This window comes from Acidovorax sp. 210-6, assembly GCF_010020825.1.
Lineage (GTDB): Bacteria > Pseudomonadota > Gammaproteobacteria > Burkholderiales > Burkholderiaceae_C > Simplicispira > Simplicispira sedimenti.
This window is the reverse complement of sequence record NZ_JAACJE010000001.1, coordinates 4,026,778-4,045,679: the sequence shown is the minus strand read 5'-3', so window position 1 is coordinate 4,045,679 and position 18,902 is coordinate 4,026,778. Positions and strand designations below refer to the sequence as shown.

At 66.5% G+C, this 18,902-nt stretch carries 19 protein-coding genes; 16 read left to right on the top strand and 3 right to left on the bottom strand.

The window, feature by feature from the left end; translation table 11 throughout:
* The first annotated feature begins 28 nt into the window (after window positions 1–28).
* On the top strand, window positions 29–820 hold the full coding sequence (locus tag GWK50_RS18790) for a hypothetical protein (RefSeq protein WP_162017874.1): 792 nt from the start codon (window positions 29–31) through the stop codon (window positions 818–820).
* Between the two features lie 9 nt (window positions 821–829).
* Here the strand turns inward: GWK50_RS18790 and nhaR are convergent, their stop codons facing one another.
* Window positions 830–1,756: a transcriptional activator NhaR gene (gene nhaR, locus GWK50_RS18785; protein WP_162017873.1), complete on the bottom strand. Its 927-nt coding sequence runs from the start codon at window positions 1,754–1,756 to the stop codon at window positions 830–832.
* 107 nt (window positions 1,757–1,863) lie between these two features.
* Between nhaR and GWK50_RS18780 the strand changes: the two genes are divergently transcribed.
* The 13 genes from GWK50_RS18780 (at window position 1,864) to GWK50_RS18725 (ending at window position 14,587) form a co-directional block, all read left to right on the top strand.
* On the top strand, window positions 1,864–2,094 hold the full coding sequence (locus GWK50_RS18780) for a zf-TFIIB domain-containing protein (RefSeq protein ID WP_162017872.1): 231 nt from the start codon (window positions 1,864–1,866) through the stop codon (window positions 2,092–2,094).
* Between the two features lie 43 nt (window positions 2,095–2,137).
* Window positions 2,138–2,569, top strand: coding sequence for a tellurite resistance TerB family protein (locus GWK50_RS18775; RefSeq protein WP_162017871.1), 432 nt, complete (start codon window positions 2,138–2,140; stop codon window positions 2,567–2,569).
* Between the two features lie 36 nt (window positions 2,570–2,605).
* Window positions 2,606–3,643, top strand: a complete 1,038-nt coding sequence (locus GWK50_RS18770; RefSeq protein ID WP_162017870.1) for a TerC family protein — start codon at window positions 2,606–2,608, stop codon at window positions 3,641–3,643.
* A gap of 188 nt (window positions 3,644–3,831) precedes the next feature.
* Window positions 3,832–6,006: an ATP-dependent DNA helicase DinG gene (gene dinG, locus GWK50_RS18765; RefSeq protein ID WP_162017869.1), complete on the top strand. Its 2,175-nt coding sequence runs from the start codon at window positions 3,832–3,834 to the stop codon at window positions 6,004–6,006.
* 38 nt (window positions 6,007–6,044) lie between these two features.
* Window positions 6,045–6,401: a zinc ribbon domain-containing protein YjdM gene (locus GWK50_RS18760; RefSeq protein WP_162017868.1), complete on the top strand. Its 357-nt coding sequence runs from the start codon at window positions 6,045–6,047 to the stop codon at window positions 6,399–6,401.
* 36 nt (window positions 6,402–6,437) lie between these two features.
* Window positions 6,438–6,737 (top strand): nucleotidyltransferase domain-containing protein, encoded by a 300-nt coding sequence (locus tag GWK50_RS18755; protein ID WP_162017867.1) that lies wholly within the window; start codon window positions 6,438–6,440, stop codon window positions 6,735–6,737.
* A gap of 2 nt (window positions 6,738–6,739) precedes the next feature.
* A complete protein-coding gene (locus GWK50_RS18750; protein ID WP_162017866.1) occupies window positions 6,740–7,096 on the top strand; it encodes a DUF86 domain-containing protein in 357 nt (118 codons plus the stop codon).
* 61 nt (window positions 7,097–7,157) lie between these two features.
* Window positions 7,158–7,781, top strand: coding sequence for a 3'-5' exonuclease (locus GWK50_RS18745; RefSeq protein WP_162017865.1), 624 nt, complete (start codon window positions 7,158–7,160; stop codon window positions 7,779–7,781).
* Window positions 7,782–7,857: 76 nt separating this feature from the next.
* On the top strand, window positions 7,858–8,439 hold the full coding sequence (locus GWK50_RS18740) for an NnrU family protein (protein WP_162017864.1): 582 nt from the start codon (window positions 7,858–7,860) through the stop codon (window positions 8,437–8,439).
* A gap of 24 nt (window positions 8,440–8,463) precedes the next feature.
* The gene (locus GWK50_RS19745; protein ID WP_197905037.1) at window positions 8,464–8,640 is read left to right on the top strand and encodes a DUF5668 domain-containing protein; all 177 of its coding nucleotides are present in this window, start codon (window positions 8,464–8,466) and stop codon (window positions 8,638–8,640) included.
* Window positions 8,641–8,708: 68 nt separating this feature from the next.
* Complete coding sequence (locus GWK50_RS18735) at window positions 8,709–9,224, top strand: C40 family peptidase (protein ID WP_162017863.1); 516 nt, start codon at window positions 8,709–8,711, stop codon at window positions 9,222–9,224.
* Between the two features lie 60 nt (window positions 9,225–9,284).
* Window positions 9,285–10,385, top strand: coding sequence for a 3-deoxy-7-phosphoheptulonate synthase (locus GWK50_RS18730; RefSeq protein WP_162017862.1), 1,101 nt, complete (start codon window positions 9,285–9,287; stop codon window positions 10,383–10,385).
* A 170-nt stretch (window positions 10,386–10,555) separates the two neighbouring features.
* A complete protein-coding gene (locus GWK50_RS18725; protein ID WP_162017861.1) occupies window positions 10,556–14,587 on the top strand; it encodes an EAL domain-containing protein in 4,032 nt (1,343 codons plus the stop codon).
* Between the two features lie 396 nt (window positions 14,588–14,983).
* Here the strand turns inward: GWK50_RS18725 and GWK50_RS18720 are convergent, their stop codons facing one another.
* Together GWK50_RS18720 and GWK50_RS18715 are read right to left on the bottom strand one after the other, a co-directional pair.
* Window positions 14,984–15,583: an acyloxyacyl hydrolase gene (locus GWK50_RS18720; protein ID WP_162017860.1), complete on the bottom strand. Its 600-nt coding sequence runs from the start codon at window positions 15,581–15,583 to the stop codon at window positions 14,984–14,986.
* A gap of 134 nt (window positions 15,584–15,717) precedes the next feature.
* Window positions 15,718–16,269, bottom strand: a complete 552-nt coding sequence (locus tag GWK50_RS18715) for a Spy/CpxP family protein refolding chaperone (RefSeq protein WP_162017859.1) — start codon at window positions 16,267–16,269, stop codon at window positions 15,718–15,720.
* 244 nt (window positions 16,270–16,513) lie between these two features.
* On the opposite strand from GWK50_RS18715, the gene GWK50_RS18710 reads away from it, so the two are divergent.
* Both GWK50_RS18710 and GWK50_RS18705 read left to right on the top strand, forming a co-directional pair.
* Window positions 16,514–17,512 carry a recombination-associated protein RdgC gene (locus GWK50_RS18710; RefSeq protein ID WP_162017858.1) on the top strand — a complete coding sequence of 333 codons (999 nt, stop codon included), beginning with the start codon at window positions 16,514–16,516 and terminating at the stop codon, window positions 17,510–17,512.
* A gap of 21 nt (window positions 17,513–17,533) precedes the next feature.
* Window positions 17,534–18,787, top strand: coding sequence for a spore maturation protein (locus GWK50_RS18705; protein ID WP_162017857.1), 1,254 nt, complete (start codon window positions 17,534–17,536; stop codon window positions 18,785–18,787).
* The last annotated feature ends 115 nt before the right edge of the window (window positions 18,788–18,902 follow it).

The following is an 18,902-nucleotide window of genomic DNA, read 5'->3' as shown; positions in this document are numbered from 1 at the left end:
CTTTCTCCCCTGCACCAGGAGCATTGCCATGACCACCCCAGTTTTCTTCCCCCGTCCTTCCACCCTGGCGCTCGCCGCCGCGCTGCTCGCCGGCGCCGCCGCGCCCGCCCTGGCCCACGGCCCAAAGCCGCACGCAGAGGGCGGCATTGCCAGCGCGCCCAGCAAGGCCGTGAAGGCGCCGTTCGACATCGTGCACACGCGCATCACCACCGAGGGGCGCACGGCCGTGTTCCACATCGGCGTCTCGGGCAAGGCGGGCGCGCTCAAGCCCACACGCACCGGCAAGCTCGCGGGCAGCCGGGTGTTCTCCTACGTCTGGCCGACCACGCTGGACCCGGCCATGGTGGGCTTCGAGCCCGGCAGCGGCACGCTGGCCTTCGCGGTCACGGCGCACCCGGACTTCGACGACACACCGCTGTTCGACGAGAACGGCGATGGCAACCCCGGCAACGACGGCAACCTCTGGCATTCGCACTGGGTAGTGCTGCAGCCCGACGAGGCCTGCGGACCCGGCGCGCTCAAGGTGGCCGACATTCCCGCGGGACAGCAGCCGCGCCTGCCCAAGACCTGGCCGGGGCTGCCGCTACTCATCGACAGCCCGGGCTGGAGCCCGCGCCTCAAGGGCGACACGCTGGAGGTGCGCGTGCCCTTCGACGACATCGCCCCCGTGCAGGCCGCGCGCTTTGACGGCGTGGCCGCCGCGCTGCGCGTGAACGCCAGCGTGCACAGCCCGCTGCTGTGCGTGGCCGAAGTGTTCAAGGTGGCCTCGGGCCAGCTCTCGCTGCCAGGCCAGGTGGAAGCGGGCGCCCCCCAGCGCTGAGAAACCGGGTCAGTCCGCGCGCGCGGCAAACAGCTTGCCGCGCGCAGTCGCCGTGATGGCCGCCACGGCTGGGTGCGTGATGCGGCGCTCGACCGAGATGGCATAGAACTCCTCCATCAGGTCGTCCGGCGTTCCCAGCCACTGCACCTGGTACTGCTGCGCGATCTCATCCGCCAGCACGGCGGGCGCGGCGAACACGCCCCTGCCCTCGCGTCCAAAGGCCTTGAGCAGGGCACTGTCGTCGAACTCCGCAGCCACCACCGGCGCCAGCCCGTGCTCGCTCAACCACGCGTCGATGCGGGGCCGCAGCGCGGTGGGCGCGCTGGGCAACAACATGGGCATGACGGCCAGGCAGGCAGGAAAAGTCTTGCGCGCGCGTTGCGCCGTCAGCCCCGCCTCCTTGAGCAGCCGGGGCGCGGCAAAGAACGCTACGCCGGAACGCCCCAGCAAGTGGGTGTACACGCGCACGCTGAGGCTGACGGGCGCAGGCACATCGGACACGATCAGGTCCAGCCGGTGCACCGCCAGCTCGGCCAGCAGACCGGTGAGCCCACCCTCGTGGCAGGCCAGGCGGGGCGGCTCGGGCAGCGCCATGGCCGGCTCCAGCACATGGAAGGCCACGGCCTTGGGCACCGAGTCGGCAATGCCCACGCGCAGCACTGTGGTGCGCCGCGCGTCGCGCCCACTGGCCAGCGCCTCCTGCAGCGAGGATCCCAGGGCAAAGATCTCATCGGCGTAACGCATCACCAGCCGCCCTGCATCGGTGGGCTCGACCCCCCGACCAACCTTGCGCAACAGGGGCTGGCCCACCCGCTCTTCCAGCAGCTTGATCTGGCCGCTGAGGGTTTGCGGCGTGAGGTGCAGTTGCTCGCTCGCGCGCACGATGCCGCCGGCGCGCAGCACGGTCCAGAAGTAGTGCAGGTGCTTGTAGTTCATGGCGTCAACAGTGCGGTTTTATCGAAGTATTGCGCGCATTTTCTGATTTTTTTCTGATCTATGCCTGCCTACAGTGCACCCCTATCCACTGCTCTGAAGGAGTTCCCATGAAATGTCCCAGCTGCTCGACATCCTCGCTGGTCATCACCGAACGCAGCGATATCGAGATTGATTACTGCCCCCAATGCCGCGGCGTCTGGCTGGACCGGGGCGAGCTGGACAAGCTGATCGAACGGTCACAACTGGAGTACGCGCCCGCCCAGGGCAACACGGGCTTCGAGCGCATCGCTCCGCACCGGCGACGCAAGTCCTCATGGCTGAGCGAACTGTTTGATTGACCCGTCCCCTTGCACCCCCACACCCAACCCCAGGAGATACCCCATGCGCAGCTACCCCCGCAACAGCCCCGAAGCCGCCGCCCGCATCGTGGCGCTCATCATGGTGGCCGATGGCCACGTCAGCCGCAGCGAGACGGCTGCGCTGGACAGGCTGCATGCCAGCACCCTGCTGGACATTGCGCCCGCCGACATGGCACGGGTGCTGCGTGAACTCTCCGAGGACCTCATGTGCACGGCCTATGCCCCTTGGGGCAGTGCGTGCCGGATCGGTGACGAATTGCTGCGCGCGCTGCTGTCCGAGGTGGACGACCCCGAACTGCGTGCCACCACCCTGGCGCTGTGCCAGGAGGTGGCGCAGGCCGATGCCCACCTCTCCGAAGCGGAAGAAAGCCTGCTGGCGCAAACGGCCCACCTGTGGGGCCTGGGTCTGGGTCAGCGCACCCGGCTGCAGCGCCAATCGGCCCTGAGCCTGTGACCTGCTCCCACCCGAACAACCGAACCTTCTTGCACCATGACTGAAATTCTGCAGACCGCCTTCCTGGGCCACGCCGTCTGGCTGTGGCTGGTGTTCGTGACGGTGGTGGTGGCCTTGCTCGCCTTCGACCTGGGCGTCTTGCACCGCGACGACCACGAAATCGGCATCCGCGAAAGCCTCTGGCTCTCGGCCGGCTACATCGGCGCGGCCACGCTCTTCGGTGCGTGGCTGTGGTGGCAGCTCGGCAGCCAGAGCGGCATCGATTACTTCACGGGCTTTGTGGTCGAAAAATCGCTGTCCATGGACAACGTGTTCGTGATTGCGATGATCTTCTCGTTCTTCGCCATTCCGCGCCAGTACCAGCACCGCGTGCTGTTCTGGGGCATTCTGGGCGTCATCGTGCTGCGCGCGATCATGATCGGCCTGGGCGCCGCACTGGTCACCCAGTTCTCGTGGGTGCTGTACCTGTTTGGCGCCTTCCTGGTGGCTACCGGCATCAAGATGCTGTGGATGGCCGACCACAAGCCCAACCTGGAGAAGAACCCGCTGCTGCGCTGGCTGCGCGCCCACCTGCGCGTGACGCCGCAATTGCACGGCAACGCGTTCTTCGTGCGCGCACCACACCCTACCAGCGGAAAGGCCGTGACCTGGGTAACGCCCCTGTTCCTGGCACTGTGCATGGTGGAGTTTGCCGACCTGATCTTCGCCGTGGATTCGGTGCCCGCCATCTTCGCCATCACCACCGACCCGTTCATCGTGTACACGAGCAACATCTTCGCCATCCTGGGCCTGCGCGCGCTGTACTTTGCGCTGGCGGCCATGATCCACCGCTTCGCCTACCTCAAGTACGCGCTGGCCCTGGTGCTGGTGTTCATCGGCAGCAAGATCTTCCTGGTCAACATCGTGGGCAAGATCCCCTCGCTGGTAAGCCTGGGCATCACAGTGGGGCTGATTGCAGGAGGGGTGCTGGTGTCGCTGTGGAAGACACGCGGCCAGGCCGCCGGGGCCGTGGCGCGGGCCCCTGAAGAGGCACTGGCCGCACCCAAGGACGGAGGTACCGTGCAAGCCCAGTGACGGGCAACTCAAGCCCAAACCCTGTGCAATGGTGGGAGCAGACCGGTCCGGCCCCGCATGAGGCCAGATCTGAGAGCCCCACCATTCGCTATTATTTTGATAGCTATTGGCGCAATATCCATAAGCGCTGAAGCCATATTTCTTACCAATACCGAGCGAATTGCCGGCTGTGCCACACTCCCACCCCTATGTCTTCCACAGAATGGGCCCAGGCGGGCCTGCAGGCGTTTGATGCGGTGGTGCAGGGCACCGAGGGGTTTCGCGGCCGCGCGGGCCAGCGCGCCATGGCCGAGCAGGTGGCGCGCACCTTCAGCCAGGCGCAATTGGGCAAGGTGGACGAGGAGGGGGGCGAGCCTCGGCGCGCCATCGCCGTGATCCAGGCCGGCACGGGCGTGGGCAAGTCGCTGGCCTACTGCGCGCCGGCCATCGCCATCGCGCTGGCGCGCGGCACGCGCGTGCTGATTTCCACCGCCACCGTGGCGCTGCAGGAGCAGCTGGTGCACAAGGACCTGCCCGCGCTCGCTGCGCAGATGGAGCAGCCCTTCAAATTCGCGCTGGCCAAGGGGCGCGGGCGCTATGTGTGCAAGCTCAAGCTGGAGCGCCTGGCCGGCACGGGCGAGGCGCACGGCGAGGACGATGACGACCTGTTCCCCGAGGAGGCCGCGCACGCGCGCGGCAAGCCCAGCCGGCAGGAGACCGAGGCACGCATGCAGTTCTACGCCAGCATGGCGCAGGCCCTGGCTCAGGGCGCGTGGGACGGCGACCGCGACAGCCTGGACACCCCGCCCGAGCCCGAGGCCTGGAGCCCCGTGGCGGCCGAGGGCAGCTCGTGCACCGGGCGGCACTGCCCGGCCTTCAGCCAGTGCGTCTATTACGACCAGCGCAAGGCGCTGGTGGGCGCGCAGGTGATCGTGGCCAACCACGATCTGCTGCTGTCCTCGCTGGGCGCGCGCGTGCTGCCCGAGCTGGACAACTGCCTGCTGGTGCTCGACGAGGCGCACCACCTGCCCGCCACCGCGCTCGACCAGTTCGCCTGCAGCGCGGACCTGAGCCGCCTCACCTGGATCGACCGGCTCTCCAGCCGCGCGCTGCGCATCGGCACGCTGGTGGAGGTGACCGAGGTGGCCGACATCCCGCGCCACGCCAGCCAGTTGCGCCAGCACCTGCAAGACCTGGCGCGCCTGGTGATGGACCTGTACGGCGAGGCCCTCAAGGCCCAGAACAGCGCCTGGGGCCCGGCGCGCGTGCGCGTGCCGCGCGGCGTGCTGCCCGGGACGCTGCACGAGCCGCTGGGCCAGCTCGCGCACCATGCGGCGGGTTTTCTGGACTGCCTGCGCGCCATCTCCAAGGCGCTGCGCGCCGAGATGCGCGACAAGCCCGACGAGGCGCGGCGCCTGTCGCAGCTCTATGCGCAGATCGGCACGCTCGCGCCCCGGCTCGAAGAGGTGCACGCCACAGCGCAACTGCTGCTGCAGGAGCCGCCCGAGGGTGAGGCGCAGGCCTTCGTACCCAACGCCAAGTGGTTCACACTGGAGGTGGTTGGCGACTTCATCGTGGTCAAGGCGCACGCCAGCCCCATCCTGCCGGGCAGCACGCTGCGCGGCCACCTGTGGGGCAGCGTGCGCGGCGCGGTGCTGACCTCGGCTACGCTCACGAGCTGCGGGCAGTTCGACTTCTTCCTGCGCGAATCGGGCCTGCACGGTGACGAGGCCGCCACCACGCTCGAAGTGCCCAGCCCGTTCAACTACGCCGCGCAGGGCACCCTGATCGCCGCCGAGACGCACGCCGACCCGAAGAACGCCGCGCAGTTCACCACCGAGATGGTCGAGGCCCTGCTCACCGACCTGGCGCGCGTGGAATACGGCGCCCTGGTGCTGTTCACCTCGCGCGAGCAGATGCGCCAGGCCGTGGACGCGCTCGCCACCGCCATGCGCGGCGTGGTGCTGGTGCAGAACCAGCTGCCGCGCACGCAGCTGCTGGCGCGCCACCGCGAGCGCGTGGCGGCGGGCGAGCCCTCCATCATCTTCGGCATGCAATCCTTCGGCGAAGGGCTGGATCTGCCCGGGCGGCTGTGCGAATCGGTGTTCATCACCAAGCTGCCCTTCGCCCCGCCCGACGACCCCGTAGGCGAGACGCGCGCCGAATGGCTGCGCGCCGTGGGGCGCGATCCGTTCAGCGAACTGGTGGTGCCGGCCACCGCCATCCGCCTGGCGCAATGGGCGGGCCGCGCCATCCGCACCGAGGAAGACCAGGCGCATGTGTATTGCTACGACAAACGCCTCACGCGCACCAGCTACGGCCAGCGCCTGCTCAAGGGCCTGCCGCCGTTCACGTTGGAGCGGCGCGGCGCGCGCGGACAATAGCGGCCCTGCACCACAACAACACAGCGGAGGAAATCCCCATGCCCCACACCGTGCCCGCCTGCCCGCAATGCGGCCAGGAAAACACCTACCCCGATGGCGACAACTACATCTGCCCCGACTGCGCGCACGAATGGCCGCAGGCGGCCGCCGCCAGCACGGAGGATGAAGCCACCGGCGACGGCGTGGTGCGCGACGCCAACGGCAACCCGCTGCAAGACGGCGATGCCGTGATCCTGGTGAAGGACCTCAAGGTCAAGGGCTCCTCGTCCACGCTGAAGAAGGGCACCAAGATCAAGGGCATCCGCCTGGTCGATGGCGCCGACGGCCACAACGTGGACTGCAAGACCGACCTGGGCAGCATGTTGCTCAAGTCGGAATTCCTCAAGAAGGCCTGATAGCCAAGCGCCATGGGGCGCCCGTATCATTGCGCCATGCACATCGCACCGTCCCAACAATCTCGCATCGCAGACATCTGCCAGCGCTACCATGTGCGCCGCCTGCAGTTGTTTGGCTCTGCGGCTGTTGGGCAGGAGCGACCGGACAGCGATGTGGATCTGTTGGTGGAGTTTATCCCTGGGGAAGCCCCCAGCGGCTTCGCGCTGGTGGACATGCAGGACGAACTCTCTGCGGCATTCAACGGCCGCAAGATCGACCTGGCGTTTCCGTCGGTACTGGACAACCCCTACCGCCGCCGTGCCATAGAACCCCAGTTGCGCTCCTTGTTCCAGTGACCATGGACCGCACGCCCGCGCATCTGGCCGACATGCTGCGGTTCACCCAGGAACTGCGCTCGCTGGCCAATGGGCACACCCTCGAAACCTTCACGTCCAACCGGGTGCTTTGCCTGGCCGTGGAAAAGCTGTTCATCAACCTCGGGGAGGCCGCCTACCGCGTGGACAGCGAATCCGCCAGCCAATGGCCTGACATTCCGTGGCGGCGCGTGATCGGCCTGCGCAACATCCTGGCCCATGGCTACGAGCAGGTGGCACACGAAATTCTGCTCAAAACCATCACGGACGATCTGCCGACATTGGAACATGCCATCACCCAGGCCCTGGAATGCACCGAACTGCGCGATGGTGAGCAATAGTTGCTATTTTTTATATAGCTTTTAGCGCACAACAGGTAAGCGTTTGAGCCGTTTTTGATTCATGCCCGCGCCCATCGCCATCATCGACTTCGAGACCACCGGCAGCACGCCCGCCCAGGGCGCGCGCGCCACCGAGGTGGCTATCGTGCTGGTGGAGGACGGCCGGGTGGTGGACCAGTTCCAGAGCCTGATGAACGCTGGGGTGCGCATTCCGCCGTTCATCACGCAGCTCACCGGCATCACCAACGCCATGGTGGCCGATGCACCGCCCGCGGCCGAGGTCATGGCGCAGGCGCGCCGTTTTGTGGGCGACACACCGCTGGTGGCGCACAACGCGCCGTTCGACCGGGGCTTCTGGCACACCGAGCTGGCGCGTGCTGGCTGCGATGCGCCGCAGCCGTTCGCCTGCACGGTACGGCTGGCGCGCCGCCTGTATCCCGAGGCGCCCAACCACCAGCTCGGCACGCTGGCGCGCTTTCACCAGTTGCCCAGCGCGGGCCGCGCGCACCGGGCGCTGGCCGACGCGCAGGTGACGGCGGCGCTGCTGCTGCGCATGCAGCAAGACCTGCGCGAGCGCTGGGGCGTGGCCGCGCCGGACTTTGGTTTTTTGCTGGCGCTGCAGGCCTGCCCCAAGGCGCGGCTGGCGCGGTTTCTGCAGTCAAACACCCTGGGCATGGCGGGTTGAGGCGATCGGGGCTGCACGCTGTCACGGTCTGCCGATACAGTGGAGCCCTTGTTCAGTCACAACAACAGGGGTTTCCATGGTGATTCTGGTTCTGGGCCTGGTGCTCTTTTTGGGGGTGCATTCGGTGCGCATCGTGGCCGATGGCTGGCGCACGCAGATGCGTGGGCGCCTGGGCGAGGGTGCCTGGAAGGGGCTGTACTCGGTGGTGTCGATCGTGGGCCTGGGGCTGGTGGTCTGGGGCTATGGGCTGGCACGGCAGGAGCCGGTCGTGCTGTGGAACCCGCCCGTGGCCATGCGGCACATGGCATCGCTGTTCACGCTGGTGGCGTTTGTGCTGCTGCTGGCGGCCTATGTGCCGCGCAATGTGTTCAAGGCGCGGCTGCACCACCCCATGGTGCTGGCGGTCAAGACCTGGGCGCTGGGGCACCTGATCTCCAACGGCAACCTGGCCGATGTGGCGCTGTTTGGCGGCTTTTTGCTGTGGGCGGTGCTGGACTTCCGTGCCGCGCGCCAGCGCGACCGGGCCCAGGGCACCAGCTACCCCAGCGGCACGCTGGCGGGCACCGGCATCACCGTGGTGCTGGGGGGCGTGGCCTGGGCGGCGTTTGCCTTCTGGGGCCATGCACTGCTGATTGGCATCTCGCCGCTGGGGCGCTAAGCTGACCCCCTCAAGGAGGTACCCATGAAAGGCAATTTTGCAGCCGTGGTTCTGGTGGTGGTGGGCAGCTTCATGCTGCTGACCAACCTGGGCATCATCGACGTGAGCTTGCGAGAGCTGTTGCACACCTGGTGGCCGGTGGTGCTGATTGGCGTCGGTATCGCCCTGTTCGTGACGCCCGAGCGCATCAAGAAGAAATGAAGGCTGGACGGCCCAGCGCTGGTTTGCTATTGTATTTATAGCTGCTAGCGCTTATATTCATTGCCTTCATGCCCATTTTCACCCTAAATTCCACCGTCACCCGCGTGCCCGCCATGCTCGCATTGGCGGCGACCTTGCTGCTGGGCGCCTGCGGCAGCGCGCCCCCGGCGCGGGTGGAGCCGTCGGCCTGGCCGGCTACGCCCTCGCTATCGGACGAGCAGGCGCACGACATCGCCATCCACGCGCTGGGCCTGGTGGGCACGCCCTACCGCTACGGGGGCAACACGCCCGACACAGGTTTTGATTGCAGCGGCCTGATCGGCTACGTGTACCGCCAGCGCGTGGGCACTCCGCCACCGCGCACCGTGGCCCAGCTGAACCAGTGGGGCCAGCCGATTGACGCCAACGAACTGCGCACCGGCGACCTGGTGGTGTTTGGCCGGGGCCGCAGTCCCTCGCACGCCGGCATTTATGTGGGGGAGGGGCGGTTTGTGCATGCGCCCAGCAGCGGCGGCACGGTGCGCCTGGACCATCTGCAGTCGCGCCACTGGTCCAACCAGAACCCCGCCTTCCGCAGGCCCTGAGCGCCTGCTCTGCGCACGCGACAGCGGCTTGAAAGCCGTCCGCGCGACAATCGGGGGATCATGAACCACGTCCACCGCCCCGCCAGCGTGCCCAGCACGCACGACACCACCCGCATCGACGACACGCGCATCAAGGCCGTGCGCCCCTTGATCACCCCCGCACTGCTGCAGGAGTGGTTGCCCACGCCGGACGCCGCCCAGGCGCTGGTGGAAGGCAGCCGCGCCGCCATTTCGCACGTGCTGCACGGACAGGACGACCGGCTCGTGGTGGTGGTGGGGCCTTGCTCCATCCACGACCACAACCAGGCCATGGACTACGCGCGCCAGCTCAAGGCGCAGGCCGAGGCGCTGCAGGACGACCTGCTCGTGGTGATGCGTGTGTACTTTGAAAAGCCGCGCACCACCGTGGGCTGGAAGGGCTACATCAACGACCCGCACCTGGACGGCAGCTTTGCCATCAACGAAGGGCTGGAGATGGCACGCACGCTGCTGCTTGACATTCTGGCGCTGGGCCTGCCGGTAGGCACCGAGTTCCTGGACCTGCTGTCGCCACAGTTCATCAGCGACCTGGTGAGCTGGGCCGCCATTGGCGCACGCACCACCGAGAGCCAGAGCCACCGCCAGCTCGCCAGCGGCCTGAGCTGCCCGGTGGGCTTCAAGAACGGCACCGACGGCGGCGTGAAGGTGGCCACCGACGCCATCCAGGCCGCGCAGTCCACCCACGCCTTCATGGGCATGACCAAGATGGGCCAGGCCGCCATTTTTGAGACGCGTGGCAACCAGGACTGCCACGTCATCCTGCGCGGTGGCAAGCACCCCAACTATCAAAAGGCCGATGTGGATGCCGCCTGCGCACTGCTGCAGGCGGCAGGCCTGCGTGAGCAGGTGATGATCGACGTATCGCACGCCAACAGCAGCAAGCAGCACCAGCGCCAGCTCGTGGTGGCCCACGATGTGGCGGCCCAGATTGCCGCAGGCGATGCACGCATCACCGGCGTGATGATCGAAAGCCACCTGAACGAGGGCCGCCAGGACATCGTGCCCGGCCAGGCGCTGCGCCAGGGCGTGTCGGTGACCGACGCCTGCATCAGCATGGAACAGACCGTGCCCGTGTTGCAGGCCTTGGCCCAGGCAGTGCGCACGCGCCGTGCTGGCCGCTGAGAGGCGGATCGCCTTTGGCCCACGGATGGCGGAACCGGAGCGAAACGGGTAGCATGACGTAAGCATTTGTGACAACACAGAATGTGAAACTGCGATGAAGCCTCTGAGCCCACCTTTCACGCTGGGCCTTCCCGTCTGTGTCACCGCGCCGATGGGCGCGTGAGTAACCCATGACCGACGCTCTGGATCAGCCACCACCACCCGCCTCGCCGGAGGTACAGGATCCGGCCGAGGCCTTGCGCATTTCCGAAGAGCGCCTGACCCTGGTGGCACGCGCCACCACCGACACGGTGTGGGACTGGAATGTGCGCACCAACGCCCTGTGGTGGGGTGGGCGCTTTCGCGAAGTGCTGGGTCTGCCGCACTACACCAAGGTGCCCCACGCCGATGCCTTCGTTGCACGCCTGCACCCCGAGGACCGCGAGCGTGTGGTGTCCTCGCTGCAGGCCACCGTGCAAGGCAGGGCCGACACCTGGGAGTGCGAATACCGCATCCGCCATGAAGACGGCCACTACCTCTGGATGCTGGACCGGGGCTTTGTGATCCGCGATGCCCAAGGCCAGGCCCTGCGCATGGTCGGCGGCATGGCCGACATCAGCGAGCGCAAGCTGGTGGCCCAGGAAGAAGCCCAGGAAGCCCAGGTGCACGCCGAACTGGTGCGCGTGCAGCAGCGCATTTCGTCCCTGGAGCTGGGCCTGCCCGAGGTGCTGCAGCATGTGGCACAGACGGCACTGGACATCTGCCAGGCCGAAGGGGCCTTGCTGGAGCTGCTCGAAGGCGACCAACTGGTGGCCCAGGCGGCGGTGGGACAGCTGGTGCGCACACCCGGCAGTGCATTGCCCCTGCACAGCAGCCTGTTGTGGCCTGAACTGAGCCAAGGCAGGCCGGTGCTGTGCAACGACACAGCCGCCCAGGGCTGGAATCTAGGGGATGACCCCCTGCGCCAGCAGGTGCGGTCGGTGCTGGCGGCTCCGCTGGTGTGCGACGACACCGTGGTGGGCACGCTCAAGGCCACCTCCAGCCGCACAGACAGCTTCAGCCCCCGGCACCTGGCGCATTTGCAGATCCTGGCCCAAAGCCTGGGGGCCATGTTGCGCCTGCGCCAGGTGGCGGCGCAGTTGCGCGAATCCGAGCAGCAGTACAAGCTGCTGTTCGACATGCACCCCCAGCCCATGTGGGTGCGCGCCGACGACCCCAGCCTGCGCTTTCTGGCCGTCAATCAGGCCATGCAGGCGCAGTACGGTTACAGCGCGCAGGAACTGCTGCGCATGGGCACGGCCGACCTGTGGCTGCCCGAGGAGCGCGCGCAGCGCAGCGCCGAAGTGAGAAACTACCCCCACGACCAAGCGCATAACGGCCTGCTGCACCGGCACCGCCGCAAGGACGGCTCGGTGTGCGAGATGGAGATCTCCTCGCGCGGTATTGTCTTCAACGGCCAGCCGGCGCGCCAGGTCATGGCCACCGACGTGACCGAGCGCCAGCAGACCCAGCGCGAGCTCAGCCGCCTGGCACGCGCCCAAAGCATGCTCAGCAGTTGCAACGAGGCCCTGGTGCGTGCCACCTCCGAAACCACATTGCTGCAGGAGGTATGCCGCATGGTGGTGGAGATGGGGGGTTACCGGCTGGGTTGGGTGGGTTTTGCACAGAATGATGCACAGCGCTCCATCCAGATCGTTGCCCACGCGGGCGAGGGCAGCGACTACCTGGAGCAACTGGACCCGTCCTGGTCGGAGCACCATCCGCGCGGCCAGGGTCCGGCCGGCCTGACCGTGCGCAGCGGCCACAGCGTCATCGTACGCGACGTGGCCAGCACCACGCTGCAGGCCGACTGGGCCGATCGCATGGTGGGTCAGGGCTTCCACGGGGTGATGGCACTGCCCCTGCGCGCGGCGGGGCACACGTTTGGCCTGCTGTACCTGTACGCCCCTGAAGTGCTGCTCATCGGCACCGAAGAAGAGGCCTTGATGCAGCAACTGGCCGACGACCTGGCCTTTGGCATCATGAGCCTGCGCGCGCGCAGGGAACAGCAGCAGTTGCAGGCCTCGGTGCTCAAGATGGCCGCCGCGGTGTCGGCGACCACCGGGGCCGAGTTCTTTGTGCAATTGGCACGCAACATGGGCGAAGCCTTGGAGGCCCAGGTAGCATGCGTGGCCCGCTTGGTTTCAGGCCGACAGAAGGGCGATGCGCCCCGGTTGCTGGCCCTGGCGCTGGTGGTGGATGGAAAGCTGTCCGACAGCGTGGAGTATTCGCTGGATGGCACACCCAGCATGGAACTATTGCAGCACAAGCAGTACGTGGTGCCCAGTGGTCTGTTGCAGCGCTACCCGCAGGCACCCATCGTGCAACAAGTGCAAGCCCAGGGCTACGCAGGGCAGCAGTTGGTGGATGCGTCGGGCAAACCCACAGGCATGATCTTCGTGCTGTTTCGCCAGCCGCTGGCCAACGCCGATTTCGTGGCCACCACGCTGCAGATTTTTGCCACCCGCGCAGGCGCCGAAATCGAACGCCAGGCCACCGATGTGCGGGTGCGGCACCAGGCCTCGCTGCTGGACAAGGCGCAGGATGCCATCGTCGAGCGTGACCTGCAGCACCGCATCATCTACTGGAACCAGGGAGCAGAGCGCCTGTACGGCTGGAGTGCCGCACAGGCCCAGGGACGCCAGGCCGATGCCCTGATGTACGGTGACACCGCCGCCTTCGAACACGCCACCACCACGGTGCTGACCCGTGGCGAATGGTCGGGCGAGATCAGCGTGCGCCACCGGGATGGACACACCATCGAGGCCGAGGGGCGCTGGACCCTGGTGCTGGACGACAAGGGACGGCCCGAATCCATCCTGGAGATCAACACCGACATCCGCCAGCGCAAGGCCAAGGACCGCGAGATCCAGCGCCTGGCGTTCTACGACACCCTCACCGGCCTGCCCAACCGCATGCTGCTGCTGGACCGCATGCAGCATGCCCTTGGCAACGCCATACGCCAGCACCAGGGCGGGGCGCTGCTGTTCATTGACCTGGACAACTTCAAGACCCTCAACGACACCCTGGGGCACGACAAGGGCGACCTGCTGCTGCAACAGGTGGCGCAGCGCCTGAACACCTGCGTGCGCAGCGTGGATACCGTGGCGCGCCTGGGCGGCGACGAGTTCGTGGTCATGCTCGAAGGCCTGAGCGCGGACGCGCAGGCGCTGGTGATGGAGGCCCGTGGCGTGGGCGAGAAGATCCTGACCCAGCTCGGCCAGCCCTACGCCCTGGCAGGCTACCACTACCGCAGCACGCCCAGCATCGGCATCGTGCCCTTCCTGGGGCCGCAGACCAGCGTGCTGGAACTGCTCAAGCAGGCCGATCTGGCCATGTACCAGGCCAAATCGGCCGGGCGCAACACGCTGCGCTTCTTCGACCCGGAAATGCAGGCGGCGGTGAGCGCCCGTGCCACCCTGGAAGACGACCTGCGCCATGCGCTGGCGTTCGAGCAGTTCTTGCTGCATTTCCAGCCCCAGGTGGACCAGAACGGCCGCTTTGTGGGGGTAGAGGCACTGGTGCGCTGGCACCACCCAGAGCGCGGCCTGGTGTCGCCCGCCCAGTTCATCCCGGTGGCCGAGGAAACCGGACTCATCCTGGCGCTGGGGCGCTGGGTGCTGCACTCGGCCTGCAAACTTTTGGCGCGCTGGAAGGACGACCCGCAACTGAGCCACTTGACGATGGCGGTCAACGTGAGTTCACAGCAGTTCCACCATGAGAACTTTGTGGACGACGTGGCACGCGCGCTGGCGGTGAATGAAGTACCGGCCGACCGACTCAAGCTGGAACTGACCGAAAGCCTGCTTGTGGATGATCTGGACACCACCATCGCCACCATGACCACCTTGCGCACGTTGGGGGTGCGTTTTTCGCTGGATGACTTTGGCACCGGCTATTCCAGCCTGAGCTATCTCAAGCGCATGCCGCTGGACCAGATCAAGATCGACCAGAGCTTTGTGCGCGACCTGTTCTCGGACCCGAACGACGAGGCCATCATCAACACCATCATCGCCCTGGGCCAGACCCTGGGGCTGGAGGTGATTGCCGAGGGCGTGGAAACCACCGAGCAGCACCTGTTGCTGGTCAAGGCCGGATGCCCGGCCTTCCAGGGCTATCTGTTCAGCAAGCCCATTCCAGCTGGCACGCTGGAACGCCTGCTGCGACTACCCGTCATCCCCTAAAAAACATGAGCACACCTGTTTCCTGCCGCTGCGGGAGGCGCAGCCGTGGGCGACCTTGGCGCAGCGCAAAGGGTTCCTGAAGTTGTTCTATAAAGCTATGAATCTAAATAGCAGTAGTAGTAGAACCGCCACTTTGTTGTGGATAACCTGCATTTTTCCAATGTAAACAAAGGGTTGGGTGCTTCCATAGTCTGTGGGTGCAGCGGAGTTTTGGGCGTGGTCCAGAATGAACAACATGACACAGGTGAGTATTTCTGTGGACAAGTGCTTTGTTGTGCCAGAAGCGTCACCAGGTTTGTCCACAGGCGCGAAGAAAGCACAAAGCAAAGCGCCACGCCTTTGGAGGGCGTGGCGCTTTGGCACAAAGGGGATGCGGTGACTTGTGCCACCGCCCGGTCAGAAATGTCGGGCGTAGCGCAGTTGCAGGAAGTTCTGGCCCGGATTGGGCTTTTTCAGGCTGGCGTTGGAACTGTGCTGGATGCGCAACTGCCATTCGTGCTCCTGCTGCGCACCATGCAGGTAGCCCACGGCCAGGTGTGAGGCAAAGTTCAGGCGCGTGCCCATTTCCTTGGTCGCGGTGATGAAGCGGGGCTTGGCATAGTTCATGCCAGTGCCCACCTCAACGAACCAAGGGCTTTGGCCCTGTGCAGGCCGCCATTGCAGGGCGGCACCGGCACCCAGCAAGGCACTGTGCGTACGGCCAGGCGTTCCCTTGGCCGACCATTGGCCCAGGTGCAGGTCCCAATGGCCCCGCACGGTGCCGCCTGCCCAGGCCGTGCTCCAGTGCTTCCAGGGCAGGGTGGTGCCCACAATCCAGGCCCGGGCATCTTCCCGTGCCATACCGGCCTGAACGTACAGCGTGGGTGTGGCTGCCACAGGGGCTTGCTGCTGCGCGGCGGCAGACCCCAGCCCACCCAGTACCAGGCCACAGGCCAGCGTGCAATGGAGTGGGAACACATGGTGGCGCCGAAGGCGCAGGGTTGGGACGAAGGGCATGGCTGGCGGTGTCTTTTGGCGCCGGGAGCGGACGCGGAGCCAAAAAGTGTAACTCCTGGTTCGCGATCAAGGCCCGATCGTCACCACCCACCATGGCGGGCTGTGGGCTGGCTGCGACAGCCCACTCCGGTACCTCAGTACATCATGCCGCCGCCGTGGTGACCGTGTCTGCCGTGGCCACCTTCCCGTCCTCGGCGCTCGCCTTTGCCATCGCGGTGCATGCGCAGGCTGACGGCGTCAAAGCGCTGTTGCTGTTCCGGGCTCAGGGCCGCGTAGAAGGTCTTGACGGCCTCGGCACGGCGGTCGGCCTGGGCATTGCGTTCGTTGCGCAGCGTGCGCATGCGGTCGATGCGCTCAGGCGTCTTCAGGCGGGCCCATTCCTCTCGGTCCAGCGCCTGCTGGGGGGGCTGGGGCGGTTGCATGGACTGGGTGAAGGACTGCCAGGCGCCTTCCTGCGCGGGGGTGATCTGGAGCTTTTCCTTCAACTCGGCCATGCGCTGGGCATGGTGCTTTTGCATGCGTTCCTGGCGCCATTGCTTGCGCTGGCCGGCTTCGGCGGGGCGCTGGGCGGACAGGGTGGGTGCTTCTCCACTGGCGGGCATGGGAGCGTTCTGGGCCAGTGCAGGCAAGGTCAGCAGACCTGCCAGGGCGGTTGCAAGGGCGATGCGGCGGTGCTTGGGCAACATGGTGGATTCCTTTCTCAGTGGTGGGCAATGGCATCCATGTGTCACTGCTTGAAAGGCAGTGTGCGCCGCGCCTGTATCGCCGCTGTGCCGTTTTGGTGAGGCTGTGTAAAGTTGTGCGATTCTTCGGTGCCCGGTGGATGCTCAATTTTTGGCAAAAATTGGCTAAAAGGCACAATGGATAAGCGCCAATAGCTATTGAATTCATAGCATTCTTGGTCGAACGGCTGGATATTGAAAGGTTTGCGTGTTCAAGAACATGATCGTGTACCGCATCGCGCCGCAGTGGCAGGTGGGGTTGGAGACGTTGGAAGACGCCTTGCAGAAGGCGACATTTGCTGCGTGCGGTGCCACGCAGGAGCGCGCCGTGGGCTTTGTGCCGCCGCGCGGTGAGGCCCATGGCCCGCTGGCCGAAAGCGTGGGCGGGCAATGGATCCTGCGCTTCATGGTGGAGGCCAAGGTGCTGCCCGGCAGCGTGCTGGCGCGCAAGGTGCAGGACAAGGTGGACCAGATCGAGCGCGAGACCGGCCGCAAACCCGGCAAGAAGGAAAAGCGCGACCTCAAGGACGAGGCCAAGCTGGACCTCCTGCCCATGGCCTTTACCAAAATGGGATCGATGTGGGTGTGGATCGACCCCCAGGCCCGCACCCTGGTGCTCGACACCGGCAGCCAGGCGCGCGCCGACGAGGTGGTGAGCCAATTGGTGGAACTGCTGCCCGCAGGCTTTGCGGTGGCGCTGCTGCACACGCAGACCTCGCCACAGACGGCCATGGCGCATTGGCTCAAGGAGCAGGACCCACCCGCAGGCTTCACGGTGGACCGTGAATGCGAACTCAAGAGCCCCGACGAAACCAAGGCCGTGGTGCGCTACGCCCGCCACCCGCTGGACATCGAGGAAGTGCAGCAGCACATCCAGGCTGGCAAGCTGCCCACGCGCCTGGCGCTGACCTGGGACGACCGCGTCTCCTTTGTGCTGACCGAAGGGCTGCAGCTCAAGAAGATTGCCTTTCTCGACACGGTGTTCGAGGGCCAGGCGCAGGACGAAGGGGGCTTTGACACCGACGTGGCCATCGCCACGGGCGAACTGTCCAAACTGCTGCCCGACCTGATCGAAGCCCTGGACGGTGAGGCCGAAGGCGCGGTGGAAGCCGCCGCGAATGCCGTTGCCGGAAAGCGCAGCACCGGCACGGTGACCGGGCCCGCCCAGGCCCCCACCGACACCGACCCCGCCAACGCGCCGTTCTAGCCCCTTTGAGTTGTCCAGGCCATGGTGCTGAACTGGGTGTGGATCGCGTTCTTCGTCACCGCCTGCACCACGGCCGTGGTGCGTTGGTGGTTGGGGGAAGCCGAGATCTTCACCGCCTTGCTCAAGGCCTTGTTCGACGGCGCCCGCTCGGGCTTTGAAATCTCGCTGGGCCTGGCCGGTGTCATGGCGCTGTGGCTGGGCCTGATGCGCGTGGGCGAGCGCGCCGGCATGGTGACCCTGCTGGCGCAGATGGCTGGGCCGCTGCTGCGCAGGCTGTTCCCTGGCGTGCCGCAGGCCCATCCGGCCCAGGGGGCCATGACCATGAACATCTCGGCCAACCTGCTGGGGCTGGACAACGCCGCCACCCCGCTGGGCCTGAACGCCATGCGCGAGCTGCAAACGCTCAACCGCGAACCCGAGGGCACGGCCAGCGATGCGCAGATCATGTTCGTGGTGATGAACACGGCCGGGCTGACCCTGATTCCCACCTCGGTCATCGCCATTCGCCAGAGCGTGGCTTTGCAGCAGGGGTTGGGTGCAGGCTTCAATGCCGCAGACATCTTTCTGCCCACGCTGCTGGTGACCTTTGTCTCACTGCTGGCAGGCGTGCTCGCCGTGGCCGTGGCCCAGCGCCTGCCGCTGTGGCGCGCCCGGCTGCTGTTCCCCTTGCTGGCGGTGGGTGGGCTGCTGGCCGGTGCCGTCACGCTGCTGGCCCGGCTGCCTGCGGACCAGGCCGCACACATTGCAGGCACCACAGGCGCCGCGGCCATCCTGGGCGTGGTGCTGCTGTTCATCGTGGCCGGGGCCTGGCGCCGTGTGAACGTGTACGAGGCCTTTGTCGATGGCGCCAAGGAAGGTTTTGGCGTGGCCATTCAGATCGTGCCCTACCTCATCGCCATTTTGGTGGCTGTGGGCGTGTTCCGGGCCGCCGGCTGCATGGATGCCCTGCTGGGCGCCATTGGCACCGCCGTGGCCTGGATGGGCCTGGATACGGCCTTTCTGCCCGCCCTGCCCGTGGGGCTGATGAAGGTGCTGTCGGGCGCAGGCGCACGCGGCCTGATGATCGACGTGCTGCAGACGCACGGCGTGGACTCCTTTGCCGGCCGCCTGGCCGCCATCATTCAGGGCTCGACCGAAACCACCTTCTACGTGCTGGCCGTGTACTTTGGCAGCGTGGGCGTCAGGAACACCCGCCATGCCCTGGCCTGCGCCCTGTGGGCCGACGCAGTGGGCCTGGTGGCCGCCATTGGTGTGGGCTACGCCATGCTGCGCTAGGGCCTGTTCACAACCCCCCACCACTCCGGCGCCCATGAGGCGCTTTTTTCATGCCCGGCGTGCGCGTGGCATGGGGTGGTTTGTTGTTCTTGATTCTTTCTATATCTCAATAGTA

Bases quoted from the DNA above. Each gene is read 5' to 3' on its own strand.
- GWK50_RS18790 (WP_162017874.1), top strand. From the start codon at position 29: ATGACCACCCCAGTTTTCTTCCCCCGTCCTTCCACCCTGGCGCTCGCC.
- nhaR (WP_162017873.1), bottom strand. From the start codon at position 1,756: ATGAACTACAAGCACCTGCACTACTTCTGGACCGTGCTGCGCGCCGGC.
- GWK50_RS18780 (WP_162017872.1), top strand. From the start codon at position 1,864: ATGAAATGTCCCAGCTGCTCGACATCCTCGCTGGTCATCACCGAACGC.
- GWK50_RS18775 (WP_162017871.1), top strand. From the start codon at position 2,138: ATGCGCAGCTACCCCCGCAACAGCCCCGAAGCCGCCGCCCGCATCGTG.
- GWK50_RS18770 (WP_162017870.1), top strand. From the start codon at position 2,606: ATGACTGAAATTCTGCAGACCGCCTTCCTGGGCCACGCCGTCTGGCTG.
- dinG (WP_162017869.1), top strand. From the start codon at position 3,832: ATGTCTTCCACAGAATGGGCCCAGGCGGGCCTGCAGGCGTTTGATGCG.
- GWK50_RS18760 (WP_162017868.1), top strand. From the start codon at position 6,045: ATGCCCCACACCGTGCCCGCCTGCCCGCAATGCGGCCAGGAAAACACC.
- GWK50_RS18755 (WP_162017867.1), top strand. From the start codon at position 6,438: ATGCACATCGCACCGTCCCAACAATCTCGCATCGCAGACATCTGCCAG.
- GWK50_RS18750 (WP_162017866.1), top strand. From the start codon at position 6,740: ATGGACCGCACGCCCGCGCATCTGGCCGACATGCTGCGGTTCACCCAG.
- GWK50_RS18745 (WP_162017865.1), top strand. From the start codon at position 7,158: ATGCCCGCGCCCATCGCCATCATCGACTTCGAGACCACCGGCAGCACG.
- GWK50_RS18740 (WP_162017864.1), top strand. From the start codon at position 7,858: ATGGTGATTCTGGTTCTGGGCCTGGTGCTCTTTTTGGGGGTGCATTCG.
- GWK50_RS19745 (WP_197905037.1), top strand. From the start codon at position 8,464: ATGAAAGGCAATTTTGCAGCCGTGGTTCTGGTGGTGGTGGGCAGCTTC.
- GWK50_RS18735 (WP_162017863.1), top strand. From the start codon at position 8,709: ATGCCCATTTTCACCCTAAATTCCACCGTCACCCGCGTGCCCGCCATG.
- GWK50_RS18730 (WP_162017862.1), top strand. From the start codon at position 9,285: ATGAACCACGTCCACCGCCCCGCCAGCGTGCCCAGCACGCACGACACC.
- GWK50_RS18725 (WP_162017861.1), top strand. From the start codon at position 10,556: ATGACCGACGCTCTGGATCAGCCACCACCACCCGCCTCGCCGGAGGTA.
- GWK50_RS18720 (WP_162017860.1), bottom strand. From the start codon at position 15,583: ATGCCCTTCGTCCCAACCCTGCGCCTTCGGCGCCACCATGTGTTCCCA.
- GWK50_RS18715 (WP_162017859.1), bottom strand. From the start codon at position 16,269: ATGTTGCCCAAGCACCGCCGCATCGCCCTTGCAACCGCCCTGGCAGGT.
- GWK50_RS18705 (WP_162017857.1), top strand. From the start codon at position 17,534: ATGGTGCTGAACTGGGTGTGGATCGCGTTCTTCGTCACCGCCTGCACC.